The sequence below is a fragment of the Streptomyces africanus genome (assembly GCF_030816955.1).
In the GTDB taxonomy this organism is placed as follows: Bacteria; Actinomycetota; Actinomycetes; order Streptomycetales; family Streptomycetaceae; genus Streptomyces; species Streptomyces africanus.
The window spans coordinates 4,439,697-4,461,049 of sequence record NZ_JAUSYP010000001.1 but is presented as its reverse complement, the minus strand read 5'-3'; the positions used below and the strand labels follow the sequence as shown (position 1 = coordinate 4,461,049).

The following is a 21,353-nucleotide window of genomic DNA, read 5'->3' as shown; positions in this document are numbered from 1 at the left end:
CATCCAGTCTTCGCTGATCGGGGTCTGTGTTTCACGTGAAACTGGTCCCCAGCGTACCGGCCAGGCGAAGATCGGCTCTCCTCAGTTGACGATCGAGCACACTTCCGTCTTCGGTGGCAGCGTTCAACGGCCTCTCCTTAAAGTAGGCCAATGCGCACTGGCGAGCCCCTGCCCGCCGTGGGGGAGGCTCTCGCAGCCCTCGCGACCGGCCTCTGGCACTGGGACACCGCCACCGGGCTGGTCACGGTCGACGCCGAGGCGGCACGGTTGCTCGGGCTGCCCGCCGAGCAGGTCAGCCTTACGGAGGCCCAGGCCCGGGCCCGGCTGCACCCGGTCGACTGGAACGAGATCACCGGCGTGATCCAGCTCGCCGTCGCCGAGGGCACCCTCGCCGAGGTGCGGATCCGGATCATGGACGAGCAGGGCCGTATCGTCCGGGTCGTCCGCAGCCGCTCCAAGCCGTCCTTCGACCGGGCCCGCAAGGCGTACCGGATGATCGGCACCCTCCAGGAGGTCACGGAGCCGACGCCGGGCACGCCGGCCGGGCGCAGCGCGGTCACCGGCGACTGGCGGCGCTCCCGGGAGGCGTTCCTGCTGGACGCGGGCCGGGCGCTGGCCGAGGCGCGCTCCACGCAGGAGGTCCTGCGGGTCACGGCCAATCTGTCGATGCCCGGGTTCTCGCCGGACGGGCTGGCGGTGTTCGGTGTGGAGGGCGACCGGCTGACGATCATCGGGCACCACGGGCAGCAGCAGGGCGACGACAGCCCGTTCTCCGACATGGCGCTGGACACCGACTACCCGGCCGCCGAGGTGGTGCGCACCGGCCGGGCGGTGTACCTGTCCTCCCCCGAGCAGTACAAGGCCCGCTACCCGCTGACCTGGCCGCTCGCCCAGCGCTTCGGCCGCCGGTCCTGGGCGTTCCTGCCGCTGACCGTGGCCGGCCGCACGATGGGCGCGTGGATGGCGGCCTTCACCTACCCGGTCGCCTTCACACCGGACGAGCGGTCCGTGCTGGCTACCGTGGCGCGGATGCTGGCCCAGGCGCTGACCCGGGCGGGCGTGGCCGAGAGCGAGCGGGCGCTGACCGACGGGCTCCAGCGCACGATGCTGCCGAGGCTCGGCCCGCAGCGCATCCCGGGCATGAGCGTCGCCGCCCGCTACGTCCCCACCGGCGGCGGTCTCCAGGTCGGCGGCGACTGGTACGACGTGATCCCGCTGCCGAGCGGACGGTTCGCGCTGGTCATCGGTGACGTCCAGGGGCATGACGTGCGGGCGGCGGGCCTGATGGGCCAGCTCCGCATCGCCCTGCGCGCCTACGCCTCGGAGGGGCATCGCCCCGACGCCGTCCTCTCCCGCGCGTCCCGTTTCCTGCACGGCATCAGCGACGAGGACCCTGCCGACCCGCGCTTCGCGACCTGTGTGTACGTCGAGGTCGATCCGGCGAACGGCGTGCTGGACATCGCCCGGGCCGGACATCCGGACCCGGCGATCCGGATGTCCGACGGCACGGTGCTGACGCGGCCGACGTCGGGGGGCCTGCCGCTGGGCATCGACCCGGACGCCGACTACCCCACGACCCGGCTCGCCCTGGAGGCCGGCGAGACCATGCTGATCTGCACGGACGGCCTGATCGAGACCGGCGGACACGACCTGGACTCGGGCTGGCGGCGGCTGCGCGAGGTCCTGGAGGACCACAAGGGTGATCTGGAGGAACTCGCCGACACCCTGGTGCAGGCCGTGCACGGGCCGTCGTCGCACCACACCACCGGCCCGCTGATCGACCGCCGCGAGGACGACATCGCGCTGCTGTTGCTGAGCCGGGAGGACGAAGGGTGCGGCTGCGGCGACACCGTGCTCGTGCGGGCCCCCGTGCGGCGCACGATGCTGACGGTCGCGCAGGCCGAGCCGGAGCGGATCGCGGTGGCCCGGCAGCAACTGCGCGAGCTGCTGCACGACTGGACCTCCTCCGACCAGCGCGACTCGGCGGTGCTGCTGCTGTCCGAGCTGCTGACGAACGTCCTCGTGCACACCGACTCCGACGCGCTGCTCGTCGCCGAGATCACCGGCGAGGTGGGTGAGCGGCGGCTGCGGATCGAGGTCACCGACACCGGCGACGACCTGCCGCACAAGCGCAGACCCGGGGAGCTGGCGTCCTCCGGGCGCGGCCTGGTGCTGATGGAACTGCTCGCGCACGCCTGGGGGGTGGATCCGCGCGGCGAGGGCAAGAGCATCTGGTTCGAGCTCTACGAGTCCGTGGACGGCTCGGGCGACGGTTCCTGGTCGCCGTAGCGGCCGCGGAGCTCCTGGAGGACGCCGAAGGCGGCCGCGGTGAGCGGCACGGCGAGCAGCATGCCGAGCACTCCGGCGACCGACGCCCCGGCCGTGATCGCCACCATCACCACCGCCGGGTGCATCTGCACGGTCCGGCTCTGGATCAGCGGCTGGAGCACGTGCCCTTCCAGCACCTGCACCGCGAGCACCACCCCGAGCACCCACAGCGCGATGACGAACCCCCGGTCGGCGAGCGCGACCAGTACGGCCACGGCTCCCGAGATGAAGGCGCCGAGGTAGGGGATGTAGGCCCCGACGAAGACCAGTGCCCCGAGCCCGGCCGCCCCGGGCACGTCGAGGACGAGCAGACCGACGGTGATGCAGAGCGCGTCGATGAGCGCGATGAAGGTGGTGCCGCGCATGAAGCCCTCGACGGCGTGGAAGGCCCGGCGTGCCATGGCCTCCAGGGTGTCGGCCGAGCCGCTCGGGGCCAGGGCCCGCAGCGTCCCGGCGGCCTTGTCGGAGTCGCGCAGGAAGAAGAAGACGAGCAGCAGCGCGAGCACGGCCATGGCGATGGTCTCGCCGACCACGCTGACCCCGCTGATCACGCCGGAGGCGGCGGAGCCGCCGAACTTGCCGAGGAGTTCCCGGGCGTTGGAGGCCAGGTCGTCCAGCGAGGTCCCGGCCGCCCCGAAGTGGGCGGAGACACCCCGCGCGGCGTCCTTGAGCGAGGCGACGATCTCGTCGCCCGTGTCGATGAGCGCGGCGACCACGATGTAGACGGCGCCGCCGACCACGGTCACGACGGCGACACAGGTGAGCCCGGCCGCGACCGACCGCCGCACCCCGGCCTTCACCAGCCGCCGGTGCAGGGGCCCGAGCAGGGCCGTGCCGAGCAGCGCGAGCAGCACGGGCACGACGGCGGTCCGGAACTCGTCGCACAGCCGGATCCCGACGTAGACGACTCCGGACACGAGCAGCACGAGCCCGCACCAGGCGCCGAGCCGCCGGAGGGGATCCGGGAGAAGCGGCCTGGTCCCGGAAGCGCCCGGGCCGGGGCCCGAAGCGGCGGGACCGGGGCCGGAGGCGGTCGGTTCGGAGTCCTGCACTCCTCCACCCGACCACGCCGGGAGCGGACCGTCCCGCCAGGACGGCCCGCCCGGGTGACGAAGCGTCAGCACCACCGACCCGGGTCGCCGGTTCAGGCCCTGCCGTCACCGACACGACCCTCGCGGGCTCCGCCCGCGGGCGACCGGGACCACGGGGCCACCTGGGCGCCCCGGCCACCGAACCCTGAATCGCCGGACCACCGAACCGCCGGGGCGACCGCGCCCCCCGGGCCCCCGAACCCCGAATCGCCGGACCACCGGCCACCCGGCCACCCGGCCACCCGGCCACCCGGCCACCCGGCCACCCGGCCACCGAACGATCGGACCACCGCCGACCCGGCCACCGGAACGAGCAGGCCCGGCCATCCGCGTCGGCCGCCAAGCCGCAGGCCCCGCGCCGCAAGACCGCCCGGACCGAGACCGCCCGGCATCAGGGCCGATGGGGGCGTCGCGCGTGCGGCGCCCCCGTTCGACCCGACGTCAGCCCTGAGGGCCGCTCGCCGTCATGCCGTGGACCGCCGGGACCGTTCCCAGCCGGCCCTTCTGGAAGTCCTCGAAGGCCTGCATGAGTTCTTCCTTGGTGTTCATCACGAACGGGCCGTAGTGGGCCATCGGCTCGCGGATCGGCTGCCCGCCGAGCAGGACGACCTCCAGGTCCGGCGTGTGGGAGTCCTGCTTCTCGTCCGCGCGGACGGTCAGCGAGGAACCGGCGCCGAAGACGGCGGTCTGGCCCATGTGGATCGGACGGCGCTCAGCACCGACCGAGCCCTTGCCCGCCAGGACGTACGCCAGGCCGTTGAAGTCCTCGCGCCACGGCAGGGTGAGCTCCGCACCCGGGGCGAGGGTCGCGTGGACCATCGTGATCGGGGTGTGGGTGATGCCGGGGCCCGCGTGCCCGTCCAGCTCACCGGCGATGACCCGCAGCAGCGCGCCGCCGTCGGGGGTGCTGAGCAGCTGGACCGAGCCGCCGCGGATGTCCTGGTAGCGCGGGGCCATCATCTTGTCCTTGGCGGGGAGGTTCACCCACAGCTGGAGGCCGTGGAAGAGCCCGCCGGACATGACGAGATGCTCCGGTGGTGCCTCGATGTGCAGCAGACCCGAGCCCGCGGTCATCCACTGGGTGTCCCCGTTGGTGATGGTGCCGCCACCGCCGTTGGAGTCCTGGTGGTCGAAGATCCCGTCGATGATGTACGTGACGGTCTCGAAGCCGCGGTGCGGGTGCCACGGCGTGCCCTTGGGCTCGCCCGGCGCGTACTCCACCTCACCCATCTGGTCCATCATGATGAACGGGTCGAGATGGCGGTAGTTGATCCCCGCGAACGCCCGGCGCACCGGGAAGCCCTCGCCCTCGAAACCGCTCGGGGCGGTCGTGACAGCGAGCACGGGACGTGCCACGGCATCGGTCGGCGCGGTCACCCGGGGCAGCGTCAACGGGTTCTCGACGGTCACAGCAGGCATGTCGGTTCCTCCTCGTGTACGCCCAGTTTAGTTGAGCGTTGAACTTTCTGCCACCCCTAACGGAGAAAACCGGGCGGGCATTCCCGGGCGACGGCGCAGCGAACCACGGGACAGGCCCATGACGAAAGACCGGCTCCCCGCAGCGGGGGGCCGGCCCTTCTCACGGTCCGCGTCAGGCGACCAGCTCCGGTTCGTCGCTCCCCGCCCGGACGGGCTCGGCGGGCCCGGCCCCGCGGTCCCGCATCACCACCGTGGCCACGGCCGCCGCGGCCAGGACACCGACCGCGCTGATCGTGAAGGTCGTCGACATCGAGGCCGTGAAGGCCTCCCGGGCCGCCCGCACCAGGCCCGAGTCGCCGCCCGCGAGTGCCAGGGCACCGCCGATGGACTCCCTGGCCTGCTGGGGAGCACCGGCCGGCATCTCGTCCGCGTAGCCGCCGGAGAGCAGCGAGCCGAGGATCGCGATGCCGAGGGCGGTGCCGGACTGCTGGACCGTGTCGTTGAGGGCCGAGCCGACGCCGGCCTGCTCCTGAGGGATGGTGCCCATCAGGGCGGCCACCGCGGCCGGCATCGCCAGACCGGCGCCCAGGCCCAGGATCCCCAGCGCCACGGCCGGGACCGTGAAGCCGCTGTCCGCGCCGAGCGTGGTCAGCAGCCCGAAGGAGGCGGCCATCAGCAGCATCCCGCCGAGGATGACGAACCGGTTGCCCGCCTTCACGGCGAGCTGCGCCCCGGCCGCGTTGCCCGCCAGCGCGGCCACCGCCAGCGGCAGGAAGGCCAGGCCCGCCTTGACCGCGGACCAGCCGAGGACGAACTGGAGGTACTGGGTCAGGACCAGCAGCAGGCCGGCGTTGCCGATCTGGACGAGCGCCAGGGAGAGCGAACCCCCGCTGAAGTTGCGGTGCTTGAAGAGGCCCAGCGGGACCATCGGCGAGCGGGTGACGTTCTCCCAGACCACGAAACCGGCCAGGGCGGCCACCGCGACGGCCAGGACGAGGAGGGAACGGCCGCCGAACGCGCCGTGCTGCGGAATCTCGATGATCCACCACACGAGGGCCGTCATGCCCACCGCCGACAGCACCGCGCCCAGCGGGTCCGGCTTCTGCCACGGCGCCTTCGACTCCGGCATCAGCAGCACACCGGCCAGCAGCGCGAGCCCGACGATCGGCACGTTGATCAGGAAGATCGCCTGCCAGGCGAAGTGGTCGATCAGCACCCCGCCGAGGACCGGGCTGCCGACCAGCCCCAGCATCGACACCGAACCCCATGCCGCCATCGCCTTCGGCCGCTCGTCCTCGTCGAAGACGGTGATCAGGATCGACAGCGTCGACGGCATGATCAGCGCCCCGCCGACCCCCATCGCGATCCGCACCGCGATCAGCTCACCCGGGGTGGCACAGAACACCGCCCCCAGCGAGGCCGCCCCGAACAGCAGCAGTCCGATCAGCATCACCCTCCGGCGCCCGAACCGGTCCCCGAGGCTCCCCGAGGTCAGCAGCAGCCCGGCGAAGACCAGCGTGTAGGAGTCGAGGATCCACTGCATGTCCTGGGCGCTCGCCCCGATGTCCTCGGTCAGCGCGGGCACCGCGACCGTGAGCGCCATGTTGTCGACGACCAGCACGAGCGTGCTCAGGCACAGCACGATCAGGATCCACCAGCGGCGTGGATTGCGACTGTCCATGTCCGTTTCCCCTCCCGCGAACACCGTTCCTTCGATGCGAACACTGTACGCTCAGCGGAACAGCGTGCGCAACAGTGAGGTTCTGTACGCTGACTGCGCACGCTGTTCGCACGAAGGTGCCGGAGATCCAGCAGGAGGAGCCGATGAGCCGGGGCAAGACGACGGACAAGAACCCGATCCCGTCCGTGTGGGCCCGTGAGCAGCGCCGGACCGACCAGCCCGCGCTCAGCCGCGAGGCGATCGTCCGCGAGGCGGTCGCGATGCTCGACGCGGACGGCATCGAGGCGCTCAGCATGCGCAAGCTCGGCGCCCGGCTGAACGCCGGCGCGACCTCGCTGTACCGGCACGTCGCCACGAAGGACGAACTGATGGAACTCGCGGTGGACGAGGTCGCCGCCGAGATCCACGTCCCGCCGGCCGACAGCCCCGACTGGCGCACGGCGGTGACCGAGGCCGCGGAGTCCTTCCGTACGACGGCCCTACGGCACCCCTGGCTGACCCTGGTCCTGGGCCAGGCCGGGCTCGCCTACCTCGGGCCCAACTACATGAGCTTCTCCGAGCGCCTCGCGGCCCTGTTCACCGCGGCGGGGTTCCCCGAGCCGAGCCGGGCGATCGAGACCGTCTTCTCGTACGTCATGGGCATGAGCAACGCGGAGGCCGCCTGGCTCACCACGGTCGCCCGGTCCGGCGAGACCGAGGCCGGCTTCATCGCCCGCCTCATGCCCGCGGCCCAGCGAGCCGCGGCCGACCACACCCACCTGGCCATTCCGCACGCGGAGGTCGAGGAAGCCACCACCGACCCCGCCGCCCTGCGCGACACGAAGTTCGCCTACGGCCTGGAGGTCGTCCTGGACGGCTTGGCGCTGCGCCTGCCGAAGTGAGGGCGGCGGCCAGCCGCCTCCGAAGCTATGGCGTCTAGCCGTACATCCGGCGCATCGCGAACTCGACCATCTGCTCGACGGCCTTCGCGTCGAACACCATGCGGTGCTCGCCCTCCATGTCCAGCACGAAGCCGTAGCCGGTCGGCAGCAGGTCCAGGACCTCGGCGCCGGTGATCACGAAGTACTTGGACTCCTTGCCCGCGTACCGGCGCAGCTCCTTGAGCGTGCTGAACATCGGGATCACCGGCTGCTGGGTGTTGTGCAGGGCGAGGAAGCCGGGGTTGTCGCCGCGCGGGCAGTAGACCTTCGACGTCGCGAAGACCTGCTGGAAGTCCTCGGCGGTCATCTGCCCGGTCGTGAACGCGCGCACCGCGTCCGTCAGGGAGGGCGGGGACGGCTCGGGGTACAGCGGCGGCTGCTGTCCGTACCCGCCGGACATCGGCTGCTGCGGAGGGGCGTACTGCCCTTGCGGGCCCGCTGTCTGGTCGTAGCCGTACATGAGCGCAAGAGTACCGAGCGCGGCCGGGCGATCGGGCCGGTACGGCGGGCCCGGCAAACCGACAGCGACTTGACAGCGCCGGCTCGTGGATCGCCGCGCCCGCCGCTCGTAGCGTCGGACCATGAACGGACGCCATGACGAAGGCCCGCACGAGCACGACGGCGGCCTCTCCCACGACCTGCCCGTCCTCGCCCGCCGCCGGATGATCCGGCTGATGGCGGGCGCGGGCATGGTCCCGCTGGTGGGCTGCACGGCGGAGGAGAAGACCACGCCGTCCCCCTCCTCCTCCCCGTCAGCCGCCGGGTGCGCGGAGATCCCCGAGGAGACGGCCGGGCCCTTCCCCGGTGACGGCTCGAACGGCGTGAACGTGCTGAAGGAGAGCGGGGTCGTCCGCGGCGACATCACGCGGAGCTTCGGCGACTCCGCGGGCGGCACCGCCGAGGGCGTCCCCCTGACGATCACCCTGACGGTGGTGGACGCGGCCTCCGGCTGCGACACCCCGAAGCAGGGCGCCGCCGTGTACGTGTGGCACTGCGACCGGGAGGGCGCCTACTCCCTCTACTCCGAGGGCGTCACCGAGGAGAACTACCTGCGCGGCGTCCAGGAGACGGACGACAAGGGCCAGGTCACGTTCACGAGCATCTTCCCCGGCTGCTACCAGGGCCGCTGGCCGCACCTCCACTTCGAGGTCTACGACAGCCTGGCCGACGCCACCGCGGCCACGTCGATCACGAACACCTCACAGCTCGCCTTCCCGAAGGACGTCTGCGACGCGGTGTACGCCACGGACGGCTACGGCGCGAGCGTGCGCAACCTGAGCGGCCTCTCCCTGGAGGGCGACGGCATCTTCAGCGACGGCCACGACCGGCAGCTGGCGACGATGACGGGGAGTACGGGGGACGGCTACACCGCGGCCCTGACCGTTCCGGTGTGACCTGTCACAGATGACCGGAAGGGGTTGCGTCTTATTACTGGCGGGTAGCATCATCGTAGCTACTTGTTGGTACGTGAACTAGCGCGAGGATCCAGTGCCTCGCCGATCTCTCTAGGGAGCCGGGAGCCGTCGCCATGGGGCACTACAAGTCGAATCTCCGCGACATCGAGTTCAACCTCTTCGAAGTACTCGGGCGCGACAAGGTGTACGGCACCGGCCCGTTCGAGGAGATGGACGTCGAGACCGCGAAGAGCATCCTGGAGGAGCTGACCCGCCTCTCGGAGAACGAGCTGGCCGAGTCCTTCGCCGACGCCGACCGCAACCCGCCGGTCTTCGACCCGGAGACCAACACCGCGCCGGTCCCGGCCTCCTTCAAGAAGAGCTACCAGGCCTTCATGGACTCCGAGTACTGGCGTCTCGGCCTGCCCGAGGAGATCGGCGGCACCACCGCGCCCCGCTCCCTGATCTGGGCGTACGCCGAGCTCATCCTGGGCGCCAACCCGGCCGTGTGGATGTACTCCTCGGGCCCGGCCTTCGCCGGCATCCTCTTCGAGGAGGGCAACGAGGTCCAGAAGCACATAGCCAAGATCGCCACGGAGAAGCAGTGGGGCTCCACGATGGTGCTCACCGAGCCCGACGCGGGCTCCGACGTGGGCGCCGGCCGCACCAAGGCCGTGCAGCAGGAGGACGGCTCCTGGCACATCGAGGGCGTGAAGCGCTTCATCACGTCCGGTGAGCACGACATGTCGGAGAACATCCTCCACTACGTGCTGGCCCGCCCCGAGGGCGCCGGCCCCGGCACCAAGGGCCTGTCCCTCTTCCTCGTCCCGAAGTACCTCTTCGACTTCGAGACCGGCGAGCTGGGCGAGCGCAACGGCGTCTACGCCACGAACGTCGAGCACAAGATGGGCCTGAAGGCCTCCAACACGTGCGAGATGACCTTCGGCGACCAGCACCCCGCCAAGGGCTGGCTGATCGGCGACAAGCACGACGGCATCCGCCAGATGTTCCGCATCATCGAGTTCGCCCGCATGATGGTCGGCACGAAGGCGATCTCCACGCTGTCCACGGGCTACCTGAACGCGCTGGAGTACGCCAAGGAGCGCGTCCAGGGCCCGGACCTGGCCAACTTCATGGACAAGACCGCGCCCAAGGTCACCATCACCCACCACCCGGACGTCCGCCGCGCGCTGATCACGCAGAAGGCGTACGCGGAGGGCATGCGCGCCCTGGTGATGTACACCGCCTCGATCCAGGACGCGATCCAGGTCAAGGAGGCCGCCGGCGAGGACGCCTCCACCGAGCACGCGCTGAACGACCTGCTCCTGCCCATCGTCAAGGGCTACGGCTCCGAGAAGGGCTACGAGCAGCTCGCCCAGTCGCTGCAGACCTTCGGCGGCTCCGGCTTCCTCCAGGAGTACCCGATCGAGCAGTACATCCGGGACTCCAAGATCGACACCCTCTACGAGGGCACCACGGCGATCCAGGGCCAGGACTTCTTCTTCCGGAAGATCGTCCGCAACCAGGGCGCCGCGCTGAACTCCCTCGCCGAGGACATCAAGAAGTTCCTCGCCCTCGGCACGGGCGGCGAGGAGCTGGCCGGGGCCCGCGAGCACCTCGCCAAGGCCGCGGTCGAGCTGGAGGCCATCGTCGGCCTGATGCTGACCGACCTCGCGGCCACCGAGCAGGACGTCAAGAACATCTACAAGGTCGGGCTCAACACCACCCGCCTGCTGATGGCCTCCGGTGACGTCGTCGTCGGCTACCTGCTGCTCAAGGGCGCCGCGATCGCCGCCGAGAAGCTGGAGACCGCCTCCGCCAAGGACAAGGCCTTCTACACCGGCAAGATCGCCGCGGCGAAGTTCTTCGCGGCCAACGTCCTGCCGGGCGTCACCCTGGCCCGCAAGGTCGCCGAGGGCGTCGAGCTGGACCTGATGGAGCTGGACGAGGCCGCGTTCTAGATCTCTCACGTCCTCTGTTCGAGGGCCTGTTCCCTTACGCCGGGAACGGGCCCTCGTCCGTCGTTAAGGTGAAGCCATGACCCAAGCAGCCCGCTTCGACCGCGGCCACACCGACGACCTCATGACCTTCCTGGCGGCGAGCCCCTCGCCGTACCACGCCGTGGCCACAGCTGCCGAGCGGCTGGAGAAGGCCGGCTTCAGGCAGGTCGCGGAGACGGACGCCTGGGACGGGACGCGCGGCGGCAAGTACGTGCTGCGCGGCGGCGCGATCGTCGCCTGGTACGTGCCGGAGGGCGCCGCACCGCACACGCCGTTCCGGATCGTCGGCGCCCACACCGACTCCCCCAACCTGCGCGTCAAGCCGCTCCCCGACAGCGGGGCGCACGGCTGGCGCCAGGTGGCGGTGGAGATCTACGGCGGGCCGCTGCTCAACTCCTGGCTGGACCGCGACCTGGGCCTCGCGGGCCGGCTCACCCTGCGCGACGGCTCGACCCGCCTGGTCAACGTCGACCGGCCGCTGCTGCGCGTCCCGCAGCTCGCCATCCACCTGGACCGCTCGGTGACGGCCGACGGCCTCAAGCTCGACAAGCAGCGCCACATGCAGCCGGTCTGGGGCCTGGGCCACGACGTCCGCGACGGCGACCTGATCGCCTTCCTGGAGGACACGGCCGGCATCCCGGCGGGCGAGGTCACCGGCTGGGATCTGATGACGCACTCCGTGGAACCGCCCGCCTACCTGGGCCGCGACCTCGACCTGGTGGCCGGCCCGCGCATGGACAACCTGCTGTCGGTGCACGCCGGCACGGCGGCCCTCACGGCCGTGGCCTCCGGCGCGTCCCAGCCTGCGTCCATCCCGGTCCTGGCCGCCTTCGACCACGAGGAGAACGGCTCCCAGTCCGACACGGGCGCGGACGGGCCGCTCCTCGGCAACGTGCTGGAACGCTCGGTGTTCGCGCGCGGCGGCTCCTACGAGGACCGGGCCCGCGCCTTCGCCGGTACGGTCTGCCTGTCCTCCGACACGGGTCACGCCGTCCACCCCAACTACGCGGAGCGGCACGACCCGACGCACCACCCGCTCGTCAACGGCGGCCCGATCCTCAAGGTCAACGTCAACAACCGCTACGCCACGGACGGTTCGGGCCGCGCGGAGTTCACGGCGGCCTGCGAGGCGGCCGACGTGCCCTTCCAGTCCTTCGTCTCCAACAACTCCATGCCCTGCGGCACCACGATCGGCCCGATCACCGCCGCCCGGCACGGCATCAGGACCGTCGACATCGGCGTGGCCATCCTGTCGATGCACAGCGCACGCGAACTGTGCGGCGCCGACGACCCGTTCCTGCTCGCGAACGCGCTCACCGCGTTCTTGGAGAGGTAGAACAGGCCGACACCGCATGGGTGTTCCCCTCGGGGGTACCCGGTGTGCGGACCGGAACGACCGGACCGTACAGGGAGGCGACACTCATGGGCCTCGGCGGATGCATCATCCTCATCGCCGTGGGAGCCATCCTCACGTTCGCGACCGACTGGGACATGCAGGGGGTCAACCTCGACCTCGTCGGCATCATCCTGATGATCGTCGGACTGATCGGCGTCACGACGTTCAGCAGCATCGCCAGGCGGCGGCGTGTGGTGGTGCCGCCCACGACGCCGGTCGTGGACGACGGACGACACCACACGCGCGACGGCTACAGCGACGGTTACGGGGTGTAGGGCCACCAGGGCCCGCACCCCTGGCCGTCGAGCCCGGGAAGGCTTTCGAGGAAACACCCACTCATCTCAGCAACTAACTCAGTAATGTGCTGAGTTATGGATTTCACCGTTATCGCGCACGCCGTAGAGGTGGATCACGGCATCAAACGGCTCTCGATGCGCTTCATCAAGAAGTACGCGGCGCCGGAGCGGCAGCGGCTGAGCGCCGAGCTCTGCGACGAGATCTCCAAGGAACTCGACAAGCTCGGGCTCATCACGCTGCCCCGGCGGCTGCCGACGTCCGAGAACGAGTTCGTGTTCGTGATCGAGAAGGACAGCACCCTCGGCCAGACCGTGACCGTCGCGTCGACCCTCGCCGCCCTCGACAAGCTCGGCCAGAGCCCGCTGCCCCGACTCTTCGACAACTACACCGAGGCGCGCGGCCAGTTGATTTCGTGATGCCCTGATCCAGTCGTTTTCGATCAACATGGATCAGTTTCGGCTGGATGCGGTAATGAGCTTGGTGGGCCCTCATCGGGTCAGTAGTTTTATCAGCGCGCGAAGCGAGGCGCCTGCAACGCGCGAGCACCGCCGTTGCAGCGGAGGCTCCCTGACATCCCTTGCCATGCAATGGAGTTGAGCCTTGAGCGCTTCCGAGAAGCACCCTGCCGTCCCCGCCGCCGGCGGCGGGACCGATCACATATCCCCTTTGTTCGCGAATGCGAATAATCCACCCCGGAGCGTCTATGTCGCCGCCCTGTCCGGCGGTCCGGACATGGCCATCGCCGGGTGGCTGCACCTGTCCTATGAGGCCCTGGAGTCGAAGGCACCGGTCAGTGCCTGGGCCGAGTTCCACGAGGAGCTGTACGCGGACCCCGCGCTGAACGTCAGACGCGGTGACACGCTTCGCGCCAGGAAACTCGCGGCCGGGCAGGGCAGACCGCGCCCCACGTCGGCCCAGCGCGGCCCGAACCGGGCCGAACAGAGGGGCTACCGGCATGTCCTGCGGCGCGGGCTGGAGGTCGTCGCCCGGTTGCCCGGGACCACGGCCGGGACCGCCCGCGGAGCCGGGATGAGCGCCGCCGCGACGACCGGGGCCCTCCTCGCAGGGCTGTCGTCCCGCCACCGCGGGGACGGCTCCGCCGCCCTGGCGCTCATCCGCACGAGCACGGCTGTCACCCAGTGGTACGAGCTCACCCCCCGCCCGGCCCCGACCGCCCCGGACCTGGTCCAGGGCCCGCCGTACGCCCTGGCCGCGGCGGGCGGCCTGCTGGAAGCGGCGGAGTTCGTCGCGTACTGCGCCTACCAGCACCACGCCCGGTTCCACAACCGCCGGTTCCTGTGGGAGTGGCTTCCCGAGCTGCTCCCGGACGCCCTGCGTCCCCTGCGGATCTAGGGGTGTTTCGAAAGTCCTGTGCGGTGCCCGCGGTGTCCGGTGCGTGCTCTCGGCGTGCCGAGCGCCGTGGGTGCTGTGCGGGACTTTCGAAACACCCCCTGGCGCCCCTCCGGATCCGGCGCCCGCCGAATCCGCAGGCCGGGGTCCACGGATCGAACTCCACCGGCCGAGCGCCGGGCCCGCGTCGGCGTTCCCTCGGCCGCCGGACTCGGCCACCCGCCGCCGGAACTCCCCGGCCGCCGCCTTCGACCGTCCGGCGCCGGAGTCTTCCGGCCGCCCGGCATCCGCCACCCGCCGCCGGACCCCCCGGCCGCCGGCCACCGCCCGGCGTCGGGGATCCCTCCAGGCGCCGGCCTCCGCCGCCCGCCCCTGTCACTCACCGTCTCCCGGCCCCGCCGGCCCGCCCTTTCCGCTCCCGTGTCCCGGAGGACTCACCCATGCCCGTTCATGCCGCCCCCCGCTCCTTCACCGTGCAGTGGGGTTCCGAATCCGTACTGGTGTCCAACGTCGAGCCCGAGCTGCCGGTCGCCACCGCGGACGCGGACCTCGCGAAGGTGGTCGAGGCGGGCCGGGCCAACCCGGTGACGCTGCTGCCGGAAGCCGCCTGGCAAGCCGTCGCCCGGGCCACGACCAGCCCCGACGGCGTTGCCGTGCAGCTGAGGCCCACCGCCGCGGAGCCCTCCGGACTGCTGATGGTGGAGAACGTCGACGGCGCGACCCTGCACTCGGTCGTCACCCGCGTCCACCTCAGCGAGATGCTGCCCGGCATCCAGCCCCGCACCGGGATGGAGGTCATGGAGATCCCGGACCCCCAGGTCCAGGGGATCACGGACGCCGACCGCCCCTGCGCCATCGTGCGCTACCGCTACCAGGACCTCGCCCACCTGCGGAACCACGTGTGGCAGACCATCCACGGCACGCTGTCGCTCAACAGCTACGCGCCCTCCGTCCTGGCCCGCAAGGTCACCCGCAACCTCATCGCGCACCCCGTCGAGATCGCCTTCGAGGACGGCACCGAGTCCTTCCACGCCCTGGTCGTACGGGACGGCATCACCCGGCTCGCGAGTGCCTGGGCCGTGCTCGCCGGGCCGGACGCGGACGCGGCGGAGACGGCCGGGCTCGCGGTGGACTCCCTCTTCGGCAAGAACGCCGCCGCACCGGCCGCGCAGGGCGGCAGCCCGCTCGGGCAGCGACTCGCCGCGAACCGGGAGAAGTGGCGCCGGACGCTGCGGGAGGAGTTCGCCCAGGGCATCACCGAGGAGCAGCCCGGAACACGCACCGCCCAGATCGCCCAGACCTACGTCCTCCCGGCCCAGATCGCCGTCGGGGCGGAGGGGCACCCCGGGCATCTGCTGGCCGCCGAGGACATCTTCGACGACGCGATCCGTTCCGTACTGGCCTCGGTGCACGTCGAGTTCAAGCAGTGGGACACGGCCGCCCAGAACGTCGAGGTCGCCACTCGCGCCCTCAAGCGCGTGATCCAGCTGGGCGACTCCCTGGTGCCCAAGGACGATCTGCAGATCGTCTACGGTCTGGCCGTCGGCCGCATCCCCGTGGAGGAGCTCCCGAGGGTGTTCGCCGCCGACGCGGGCTGCGAGCCGCCCGGCACCGCCCTGTGGCGCAGCGTCTACCTGGTGCACGCCCTGACCCGGCCGGAGCTGCTGGACCCCCTGAAGGATCAGGCCAAGGCCATCAAGGGCGGAAAGCGCATGGGCCTGAAGGGGTTCGCGGAACTGCTCGGTCCGCTGATCGACCTGCCGTGGCGCTCGTACAAGAAGCACGTCACCACCCAGGCGCGCAACGCCTGGAACAACGGCGGTGTCCTGACCTCCGACGTCATCCAGGAGTGGGAGCCCCGCCCCACGGACGACTTCACGAGCCTGGTGAAGCCCGCCCTGGCCGGTGACACCGACGCGCGCTGCACCCTGGCCGTGGCCGGGGGCGTGGCGCTGATCGCCGACAAACTCCTCACCCGGAACGTCGGTTCGGCGCTCATGGCCGCCAAGGAGAAGGGCGGCGTCCCGTTCCGCGCCGATGTCAACCAGGTCGTCGAGGACCTGTCCCAGCAGCACAACGAGCTGGGGCTGTGGACCCTCGCGCTGGCCGCGAACCGGTTCCGCAGCGACGCCCTGCCGGAGAACGCGGTGACGATGCGCCAGCTCATCCACAAGCAGAAGACCGAAGGGCAGGACAGTACGCCGTACGTCCATTTCAAGGTCGACCTCGACAGTCCCGACCGGATCGAGCGTGACGCCGACGGTGTGCCTGTGATGCTGCACCAGTGGGACGTCGTCTGGGCTTCCAACCCTGAGCGAGCCCTCAAGGCGCACCCTCCCAAGGCCGTCGTGATCCAGCCCCGGGGTGAGACGGACAGCAAGGGCGCGGGCACCCACCGAGCCGCCTGGCTCCCGGGCCCGGACCTGGGCGGCCGGCCGCAGGAAGACCAGCCGCAGGAAGACCGACCGCGGGAGGACCAACCGCAGGAAGTGCACCGGCCCGCCAGCCAGCGCGCCGCCGAACACCGGCAGGTCCTGCGGCAGAGCGTCACGGGCGCCCGGGACTCCCTCGACCGGCTGCTCCTCCTCGAACCGGAGGTCGGCAACCACACCCCCATCGTCCCGGTGAGCGTCCTGGACGAGCTCCACACGCTCCTCATCGGCCTGCAGACGGACGTGGAGAACCTGCGCCGGAAGGCCACCCGGGAAGAGACGGTGCCGGAGGACGAGGAGGTCACGGAGGAAGCGGGGGTGAGCTCCGTCTAGGCCTCGTCCATCCCGGCCAGGACCAGGGGAAGCCGGTCCGTCCCCGTCTCCGTGAGGCGGACGGGGACGCCCCAGTCCTGCTGGTGGACGTGACAGGCCGGGTACGCGTTGCCGGGGTCGTCGTCGCAGGAGGCGGCCATCGCCGAGACGTGCAGCACGCCCTCCCTGACGGACGGGTCGAGTTCGAGGGTGCGGGACAGGTCCGTCCCCGCGCCCTCGCCGCCGCGCAGCAGCTCCGGCGGGGTGGAGGAGACCAGCAGGCGTGTGGAGGGGCCGTACCGGGTGTCGAGCTTCTGGCCCGCCGGGGCCTGGAAGATCACGTCCAACCGGAGCCGCCCGGGGGTGACTTCGGTGGCCTCCCGCTGGGTGCGGTGGGCGACCTCGGGCACCTTCACCGCCTCTTCCGGCAGCCGCAGCCTGGTCAGCCGGTGCCGGGCCGACTCCACGACCACGATGTCGTCGCCGACGAGGACGGCGTCGCTGGGCTCGCGCAGGTCCGTGGCCAGGGTGGTGACCTCGCCGGTCGCGGGGTCGTAGCGCCGCAGGGCGTGGTTGTAGGTGTCGGCGACGGCGACGGACCCGTCCGGCAGCGCGGTGACGCCCAGGGGGTGCTGGAGCAGGGCCTGTTCGGCGGTGCCGTCCCGGTGGCCGAAGTCGAAGAGGCCGGTACCGACGGCGGTGTGGACGGAGCCGTCCGGGTCCACCCAGCGCAGGGCGGACGTCTCGGAGTCGGCGAGCCAGAGGCGGTCGGGCGTGGCGGCGAGGCCGGAGGGCTGCGCGAACCAGGCCTCGGTCCCCGGGCCGTCCACCAGCCCCTCGTTCGTCGTCCCGGCCGTGACCGAGACCGTGCCCTCGGCCGGGTCGTACGCCCACAGCTGGTGGACACCGGCCATGGCGATCCAGACCTTGCCCTGCCAGAGGGCGACGTCCCACGGGGAGGAGAGGTCTACCTCGTGGGCCGGGCCCGAGGTGGGGGAGCCCTGCCACCACTGCCGGCCCGTGCCGGCGAGGGTGGTGACCTCGCCGGTGCTGAGGTCCAGCCGCCGCAGGGCGTGGTTGACGGTGTCGGCGACGGCCACCGACCCGTCGTCGAGCAGGGCGAGCCCCTGCGGCTCGTTGAAGGCGGCCGTGTCCGCCGGCCCGTCGGCGAACCCGCGCGTGCCGGACCCGATCCGCCGTACGACGCTCTCCCCGTCCTCGGCGAGCTCCACCAGTTGATGCCGGGTGGTGTCGCTCACCAGGAAGCTGCCCGACGGCAGCAGCAGCGCCTTCCCCGGGAACCGGAGCACCGTCGGCTCCGGCTCCGGCGGCACGTACGGCCCCTCGCCTCGCCGCAGCGTCCCCTTGGCCTCGTGCTCGGCCTCCAGCTCCGCCACCAGCCGCTCGATGGCGTGCACATGCCCCTCACCGGCGTGCTGGGCGACCACGTACCCCTCGGGGTCGATCACGACGAGCGTCGGCCAGGCGCGCACGGCGTACTGCTTCCACGTGGCCAGCTCCGGGTCGTCGAGCACCGGGTGCTCCACGCCGTACCGCTCGACGGCGTCCACCACCGCCCGGTGCTCCGCCTCGTGCACGAACTTCGGCGAGTGCACCCCGATGACCACGACCGTGTCCCGGTGCTTGTCCTCCAGCTCGCGCAGCTCGTCCAGGACATGCAGGCAGTTGATGCAGCAGAACGTCCAGAAGTCCAGGATGACGATGCGTCCTCGCAGGTCGGCGAGGGTGTACTGCTGCCCGCCCGTGTTCAGCCAGCCGCCCTTGCCGGTCAGCTCGGGGGCGCGGACGCGGGCCCGTCGGGGTGCGGAGTGGTTCATGCGTCCAGGGTGTCATCCGGCACTGACAGCCGGTCCAGGGCGTGGCCGGTGGTGGCGTCCACGTGCTCGGGCACGTCGTCGTGGCGGTCGCCGACCGTGAGGGTGCCGGTGGGTTCGAACATCAGGATCGCGGTCGGCACGGGGGCGTACGGCTTGTGCTCGGTGCCGCGCGGGACGGTGAAGACGCTGCCCCTGGGGAGCACGATCGTGCGCTCACCGGCCGGCTCGCGCAGGCCGATGTGCAGCTCGCCGTCGAGGACGAGGAAGAACTCGTCGGTGTGGTCGTGGACGTGCCAGACGTGCTCGCCCTCGACCTTCGCGACGCGGACGTCGTAGTCGTTGACGGCGGTGACGATGCGCGGGCTCCACTGCTCGGAGAAGGAGGCCAGGGCGTGGGCGAGGGAGACGGGTTCCTGGGTCATGAGGTGATCTTCCGGGGTGCCGTGCGTGTCGCGCGAGTGCTAGAAATCGCACATGCCGCAAGGATCCTCGCACCGCCCGCACCGGGTCGTCCTGATGGTGGACGAGAACTCGAACCCCTTCGAGATGAGCTGCGCCATCGAGGTTTTCGGGCTGCGCAGGCCGGAGCTGGGGCGGGAGCTGTACGACTTCCGGCTGTGCGCCGCAGCGCCGCACACGCGGATGCGGGACGGCTTCTTCACGCTCACCGGCGTGGCCGGGTTGGAGGCCGCCGAAGAGGCGGACACCCTGATCGTGCCGAACCGGCCCGACACCGGCACGCCCCGCGCGCCGCGCGTCCTGGACGCCGTACGCCGGGCACACGCGCGTGGCGCGCGGCTCGTCGGGTTCTGCTCGGGTGCCTTCACGATGGCGGAGGCCGGGCTGCTGGACGGGCGGCGCGCGGCCTGCCACTGGATGTGGGCGGAGTCCTTCCGGGCGAGGTTCCCCGAGGTGCGGCTGGAGCCGGACGTGCTGTTCGTGGACGACGGCGACATCCTGACCGCCTCCGGCAGCGCCTCGGCGCTGGACCTGGGCCTGCACGTCGTACGGCGGGATCACGGCGCCGAGATCGCCAACCACGTCTCCCGGCGGCTGGTGTTCGCCGCGCACCGGGACGGCGGGCAGCGGCAGTTCGTGGAGCGGCCGGTTCCGGACGTGCGGGACGAGTCCCTGGCACCCCTGCTGGAATGGGCGCAGGAGCGGCTGGGCGAGCCGCTGACGGTGGCGGACCTGGCCGCACGCGCGCGTGTCAGCCCGGCCACGCTCCACCGGCGCTTCCGCGCCCAGCTCGGCACGACGCCGCTCGCGTGGCTGACCGGGGAGCGGGTGGCACTGGCCTGCCGGCTCATCGAGCGGGGCGAGGAACGGCTGGACGTGGTGGCGGCCCGCAGCGGGCTCGGCACGGCCGCCAACCTGCGGAACCGGCTGCGGCGGGTGACCGGGCTCAGCCCGTCGGCCTATCGGCGGCGTTTCGGCAGCGGCGCCGGGGAAGCCCTGGTGTCATGAGATTCCTCGTGTACGACCGGCTCCTCGGCTTCGGCGACGACTACTGGATCGAGGACGACCGCGGCTCCAAGGTGTTCCTCGTCGACGGCAAGGCACTGCGCCTGCGGGACACCTGGGAGCTGAAGGACACCCAGGGGCGCGTCCTGGTCGACATCCACCAGAAGATGCTCGCCCTGCGCGACACGATGGTGCTCCAGCGGGGCGGCGAGCCGCTGGCGACGATCCGCCGCAAACGGCTGTCCCTGCTGCGCAACCACTACCGGGTGTCCCTGGCCGACGGCAACGAGCTGGACGTCAGCGGCAAGATCCTCGACCGGGAGTTCGCCGTCGAGTACGACGGGGAGCTGCTGGCGGTGGTCTCCCGGCGGTGGCTGACCGTACGGGACACCTACGGCGTGGACGTCGTCCGCGAGGACGCGGATCCGGCGCTGCTGATCGCGGTGGCGGTGTGCGTGATCCACCTGGCGGAGAAGGAGCGGGAGGGCTGAGGGCGCGACCTCAGGGCCTGCGAGGAGGCTGGAGCCCCAGCACCCGGTCCTTCAGCGCCGGGAACTGCTCCCGCGTCGTCGCGACCTTGCCCGGGTCGAACTCCACCGTCAGCACCTCTTCGCCGGCGCCCGCCTCGGCCAGCACCTCGCCCCACGGGTCGACCACGATCGAGTGACCGGCCTGGGGAACTCCGGCGTGCGTCCCGGCCGTTCCACACGCGACGACGAACGACTGGTTCTCGACCGCCCGCGCCTGAGCCAGCAGCGTCCAGTGCGACCGGCGGCGCTCCGGCCAGCCCGCCGGGACCACGAGCGTCTCGGCACCGGCGTCGACGAGACCGCGGAAGAGTTCGGGGAACCGGAGGTCGTAACAGGTGCCGAGGCCCAGGGTGGTCGACGGCAGCCGGACCGTCACCAGCTCGGACCCGGCGCCCATCAGCACGGCCTCGCCCTTGTCGAAGCCGAACCGGTGGATCTTGCGGTAGGCGGCGGCCAGGTCGCCGGAGGGGGAGAAGACGAGGGAGGTGTTGTAGAGGGGACCGTCCGGATCACGCTCGGGAATGGACCCCGCGTGCAGCCACACACCCGCGTCGCTCGCGGCCTTCGCCATCGCCTCGTACGTCGGCCCTTCGAGCGGCTCGGCCTCCTGCCCGAACGCCTCGTAGGCGAAGGCACCCGTGGTCCACAGCTCCGGCAGGACGACGAGATCCGCCCCGGCCTGCTCCCGGACCATCGAGGCCACCCGCCGACGGCGCGATTCGACCGATTCGCCCTCGTCTACGGCGATCTGGATCACAGAGGCGCGCACACTACCACCGTCCTGGCATTCGACCCGTCCACATGGGGTTCCCCACGGGCCTACGATCGTCACACGAAAGCACTGCCGGGGTGCCTCACAGCAGCGTAACTTAGCTGCCAAGACACCCGCCGACAGCCGCCA

Annotated in this window: 18 protein-coding genes; 11 read left to right on the top strand and 7 right to left on the bottom strand. The window is 71.4% G+C overall.

The window, feature by feature from the left end; genetic code table 11:
• The first annotated feature begins 150 nt into the window (after nt 1–150).
• The gene (locus QF034_RS20715; protein ID WP_307176359.1) at nt 151–2,289 is read left to right on the top strand and encodes a SpoIIE family protein phosphatase; all 2,139 of its coding nucleotides are present in this window, start codon (nt 151–153) and stop codon (nt 2,287–2,289) included.
• On the opposite strand, the gene QF034_RS20710 is transcribed toward QF034_RS20715, so the two are convergent.
• The 3 genes from QF034_RS20710 to QF034_RS20700 form a co-directional block, all read right to left on the bottom strand.
• On the bottom strand, nt 2,244–3,254 hold the full coding sequence (locus QF034_RS20710) for an AI-2E family transporter (RefSeq protein WP_307176358.1): 1,011 nt from the start codon (nt 3,252–3,254) through the stop codon (nt 2,244–2,246). The genes QF034_RS20715 and QF034_RS20710 overlap by 46 nt on opposite strands.
• Before the next feature lie 606 nt (nt 3,255–3,860).
• A complete protein-coding gene (locus QF034_RS20705) occupies nt 3,861–4,838 on the bottom strand; it encodes a pirin family protein (protein ID WP_307176357.1) in 978 nt (325 codons plus the stop codon).
• 172 nt (nt 4,839–5,010) lie between these two features.
• The gene (locus QF034_RS20700) at nt 5,011–6,519 is read right to left on the bottom strand and encodes an MFS transporter (RefSeq protein ID WP_307176356.1); all 1,509 of its coding nucleotides are present in this window, start codon (nt 6,517–6,519) and stop codon (nt 5,011–5,013) included.
• 143 nt (nt 6,520–6,662) lie between these two features.
• Here QF034_RS20700 and QF034_RS20695 point away from each other — a divergent pair, with 143 nt between their 5' ends.
• Entirely contained in the window at nt 6,663–7,400 is a 738-nt protein-coding gene (locus tag QF034_RS20695) for a TetR/AcrR family transcriptional regulator C-terminal domain-containing protein (protein WP_307176354.1), read from the top strand.
• Nucleotides 7,401–7,434: 34 nt separating this feature from the next.
• On the opposite strand, the gene QF034_RS20690 is transcribed toward QF034_RS20695, so the two are convergent.
• Nucleotides 7,435–7,899: an SseB family protein gene (locus QF034_RS20690; RefSeq protein WP_020270440.1), complete on the bottom strand. Its 465-nt coding sequence runs from the start codon at nt 7,897–7,899 to the stop codon at nt 7,435–7,437.
• 121 nt (nt 7,900–8,020) lie between these two features.
• On the opposite strand from QF034_RS20690, the gene QF034_RS20685 reads away from it, so the two are divergent.
• From QF034_RS20685 to QF034_RS20655, 7 genes are all read left to right on the top strand, one after another.
• Complete coding sequence (locus QF034_RS20685; RefSeq protein ID WP_307176353.1) at nt 8,021–8,833, top strand: intradiol ring-cleavage dioxygenase; 813 nt, start codon at nt 8,021–8,023, stop codon at nt 8,831–8,833.
• 134 nt (nt 8,834–8,967) lie between these two features.
• A complete protein-coding gene (locus QF034_RS20680; protein ID WP_307176352.1) occupies nt 8,968–10,794 on the top strand; it encodes an acyl-CoA dehydrogenase in 1,827 nt (608 codons plus the stop codon).
• A 76-nt stretch (nt 10,795–10,870) separates the two neighbouring features.
• On the top strand, nt 10,871–12,169 hold the full coding sequence (locus tag QF034_RS20675) for a M18 family aminopeptidase (RefSeq protein WP_307176351.1): 1,299 nt from the start codon (nt 10,871–10,873) through the stop codon (nt 12,167–12,169).
• Nucleotides 12,170–12,255: 86 nt separating this feature from the next.
• Nucleotides 12,256–12,504, top strand: coding sequence for a DUF6458 family protein (locus QF034_RS20670; protein WP_010032488.1), 249 nt, complete (start codon nt 12,256–12,258; stop codon nt 12,502–12,504).
• A 96-nt stretch (nt 12,505–12,600) separates the two neighbouring features.
• Nucleotides 12,601–12,942, top strand: a complete 342-nt coding sequence (locus QF034_RS20665; protein WP_307176350.1) for a hypothetical protein — start codon at nt 12,601–12,603, stop codon at nt 12,940–12,942.
• 316 nt (nt 12,943–13,258) lie between these two features.
• On the top strand, nt 13,259–13,879 hold the full coding sequence (locus QF034_RS20660) for a hypothetical protein (protein ID WP_307176349.1): 621 nt from the start codon (nt 13,259–13,261) through the stop codon (nt 13,877–13,879).
• Nucleotides 13,880–14,316: 437 nt separating this feature from the next.
• Nucleotides 14,317–16,641, top strand: coding sequence for a hypothetical protein (locus QF034_RS20655; RefSeq protein ID WP_307176348.1), 2,325 nt, complete (start codon nt 14,317–14,319; stop codon nt 16,639–16,641).
• On the opposite strand, the gene QF034_RS20650 is transcribed toward QF034_RS20655, so the two are convergent.
• Both QF034_RS20650 and QF034_RS20645 read right to left on the bottom strand, forming a co-directional pair.
• Nucleotides 16,638–18,458 (bottom strand): NHL domain-containing thioredoxin family protein, encoded by a 1,821-nt coding sequence (locus QF034_RS20650; RefSeq protein ID WP_307176347.1) that lies wholly within the window; start codon nt 18,456–18,458, stop codon nt 16,638–16,640. The genes QF034_RS20655 and QF034_RS20650 overlap by 4 nt on opposite strands.
• On the bottom strand, nt 18,455–18,880 hold the full coding sequence (locus tag QF034_RS20645; RefSeq protein ID WP_307176346.1) for a cupin domain-containing protein: 426 nt from the start codon (nt 18,878–18,880) through the stop codon (nt 18,455–18,457). Before QF034_RS20645 ends, QF034_RS20650 begins: the two co-directional genes overlap by 4 nt.
• A gap of 52 nt (nt 18,881–18,932) precedes the next feature.
• Here QF034_RS20645 and QF034_RS20640 point away from each other — a divergent pair, with 52 nt between their 5' ends.
• Complete coding sequence (locus QF034_RS20640; RefSeq protein ID WP_307176345.1) at nt 18,933–19,925, top strand: GlxA family transcriptional regulator; 993 nt, start codon at nt 18,933–18,935, stop codon at nt 19,923–19,925.
• Entirely contained in the window at nt 19,922–20,413 is a 492-nt protein-coding gene (locus QF034_RS20635; RefSeq protein WP_307176344.1) for an LURP-one-related/scramblase family protein, read from the top strand. The genes QF034_RS20640 and QF034_RS20635 overlap by 4 nt, the downstream gene beginning before the upstream one ends.
• Nucleotides 20,414–20,423: 10 nt before the next feature.
• On the opposite strand, the gene QF034_RS20630 is transcribed toward QF034_RS20635, so the two are convergent.
• Nucleotides 20,424–21,221, bottom strand: a complete 798-nt coding sequence (locus tag QF034_RS20630; protein WP_307176343.1) for a carbon-nitrogen family hydrolase — start codon at nt 21,219–21,221, stop codon at nt 20,424–20,426.
• Nucleotides 21,222–21,353 lie beyond the last annotated feature (132 nt).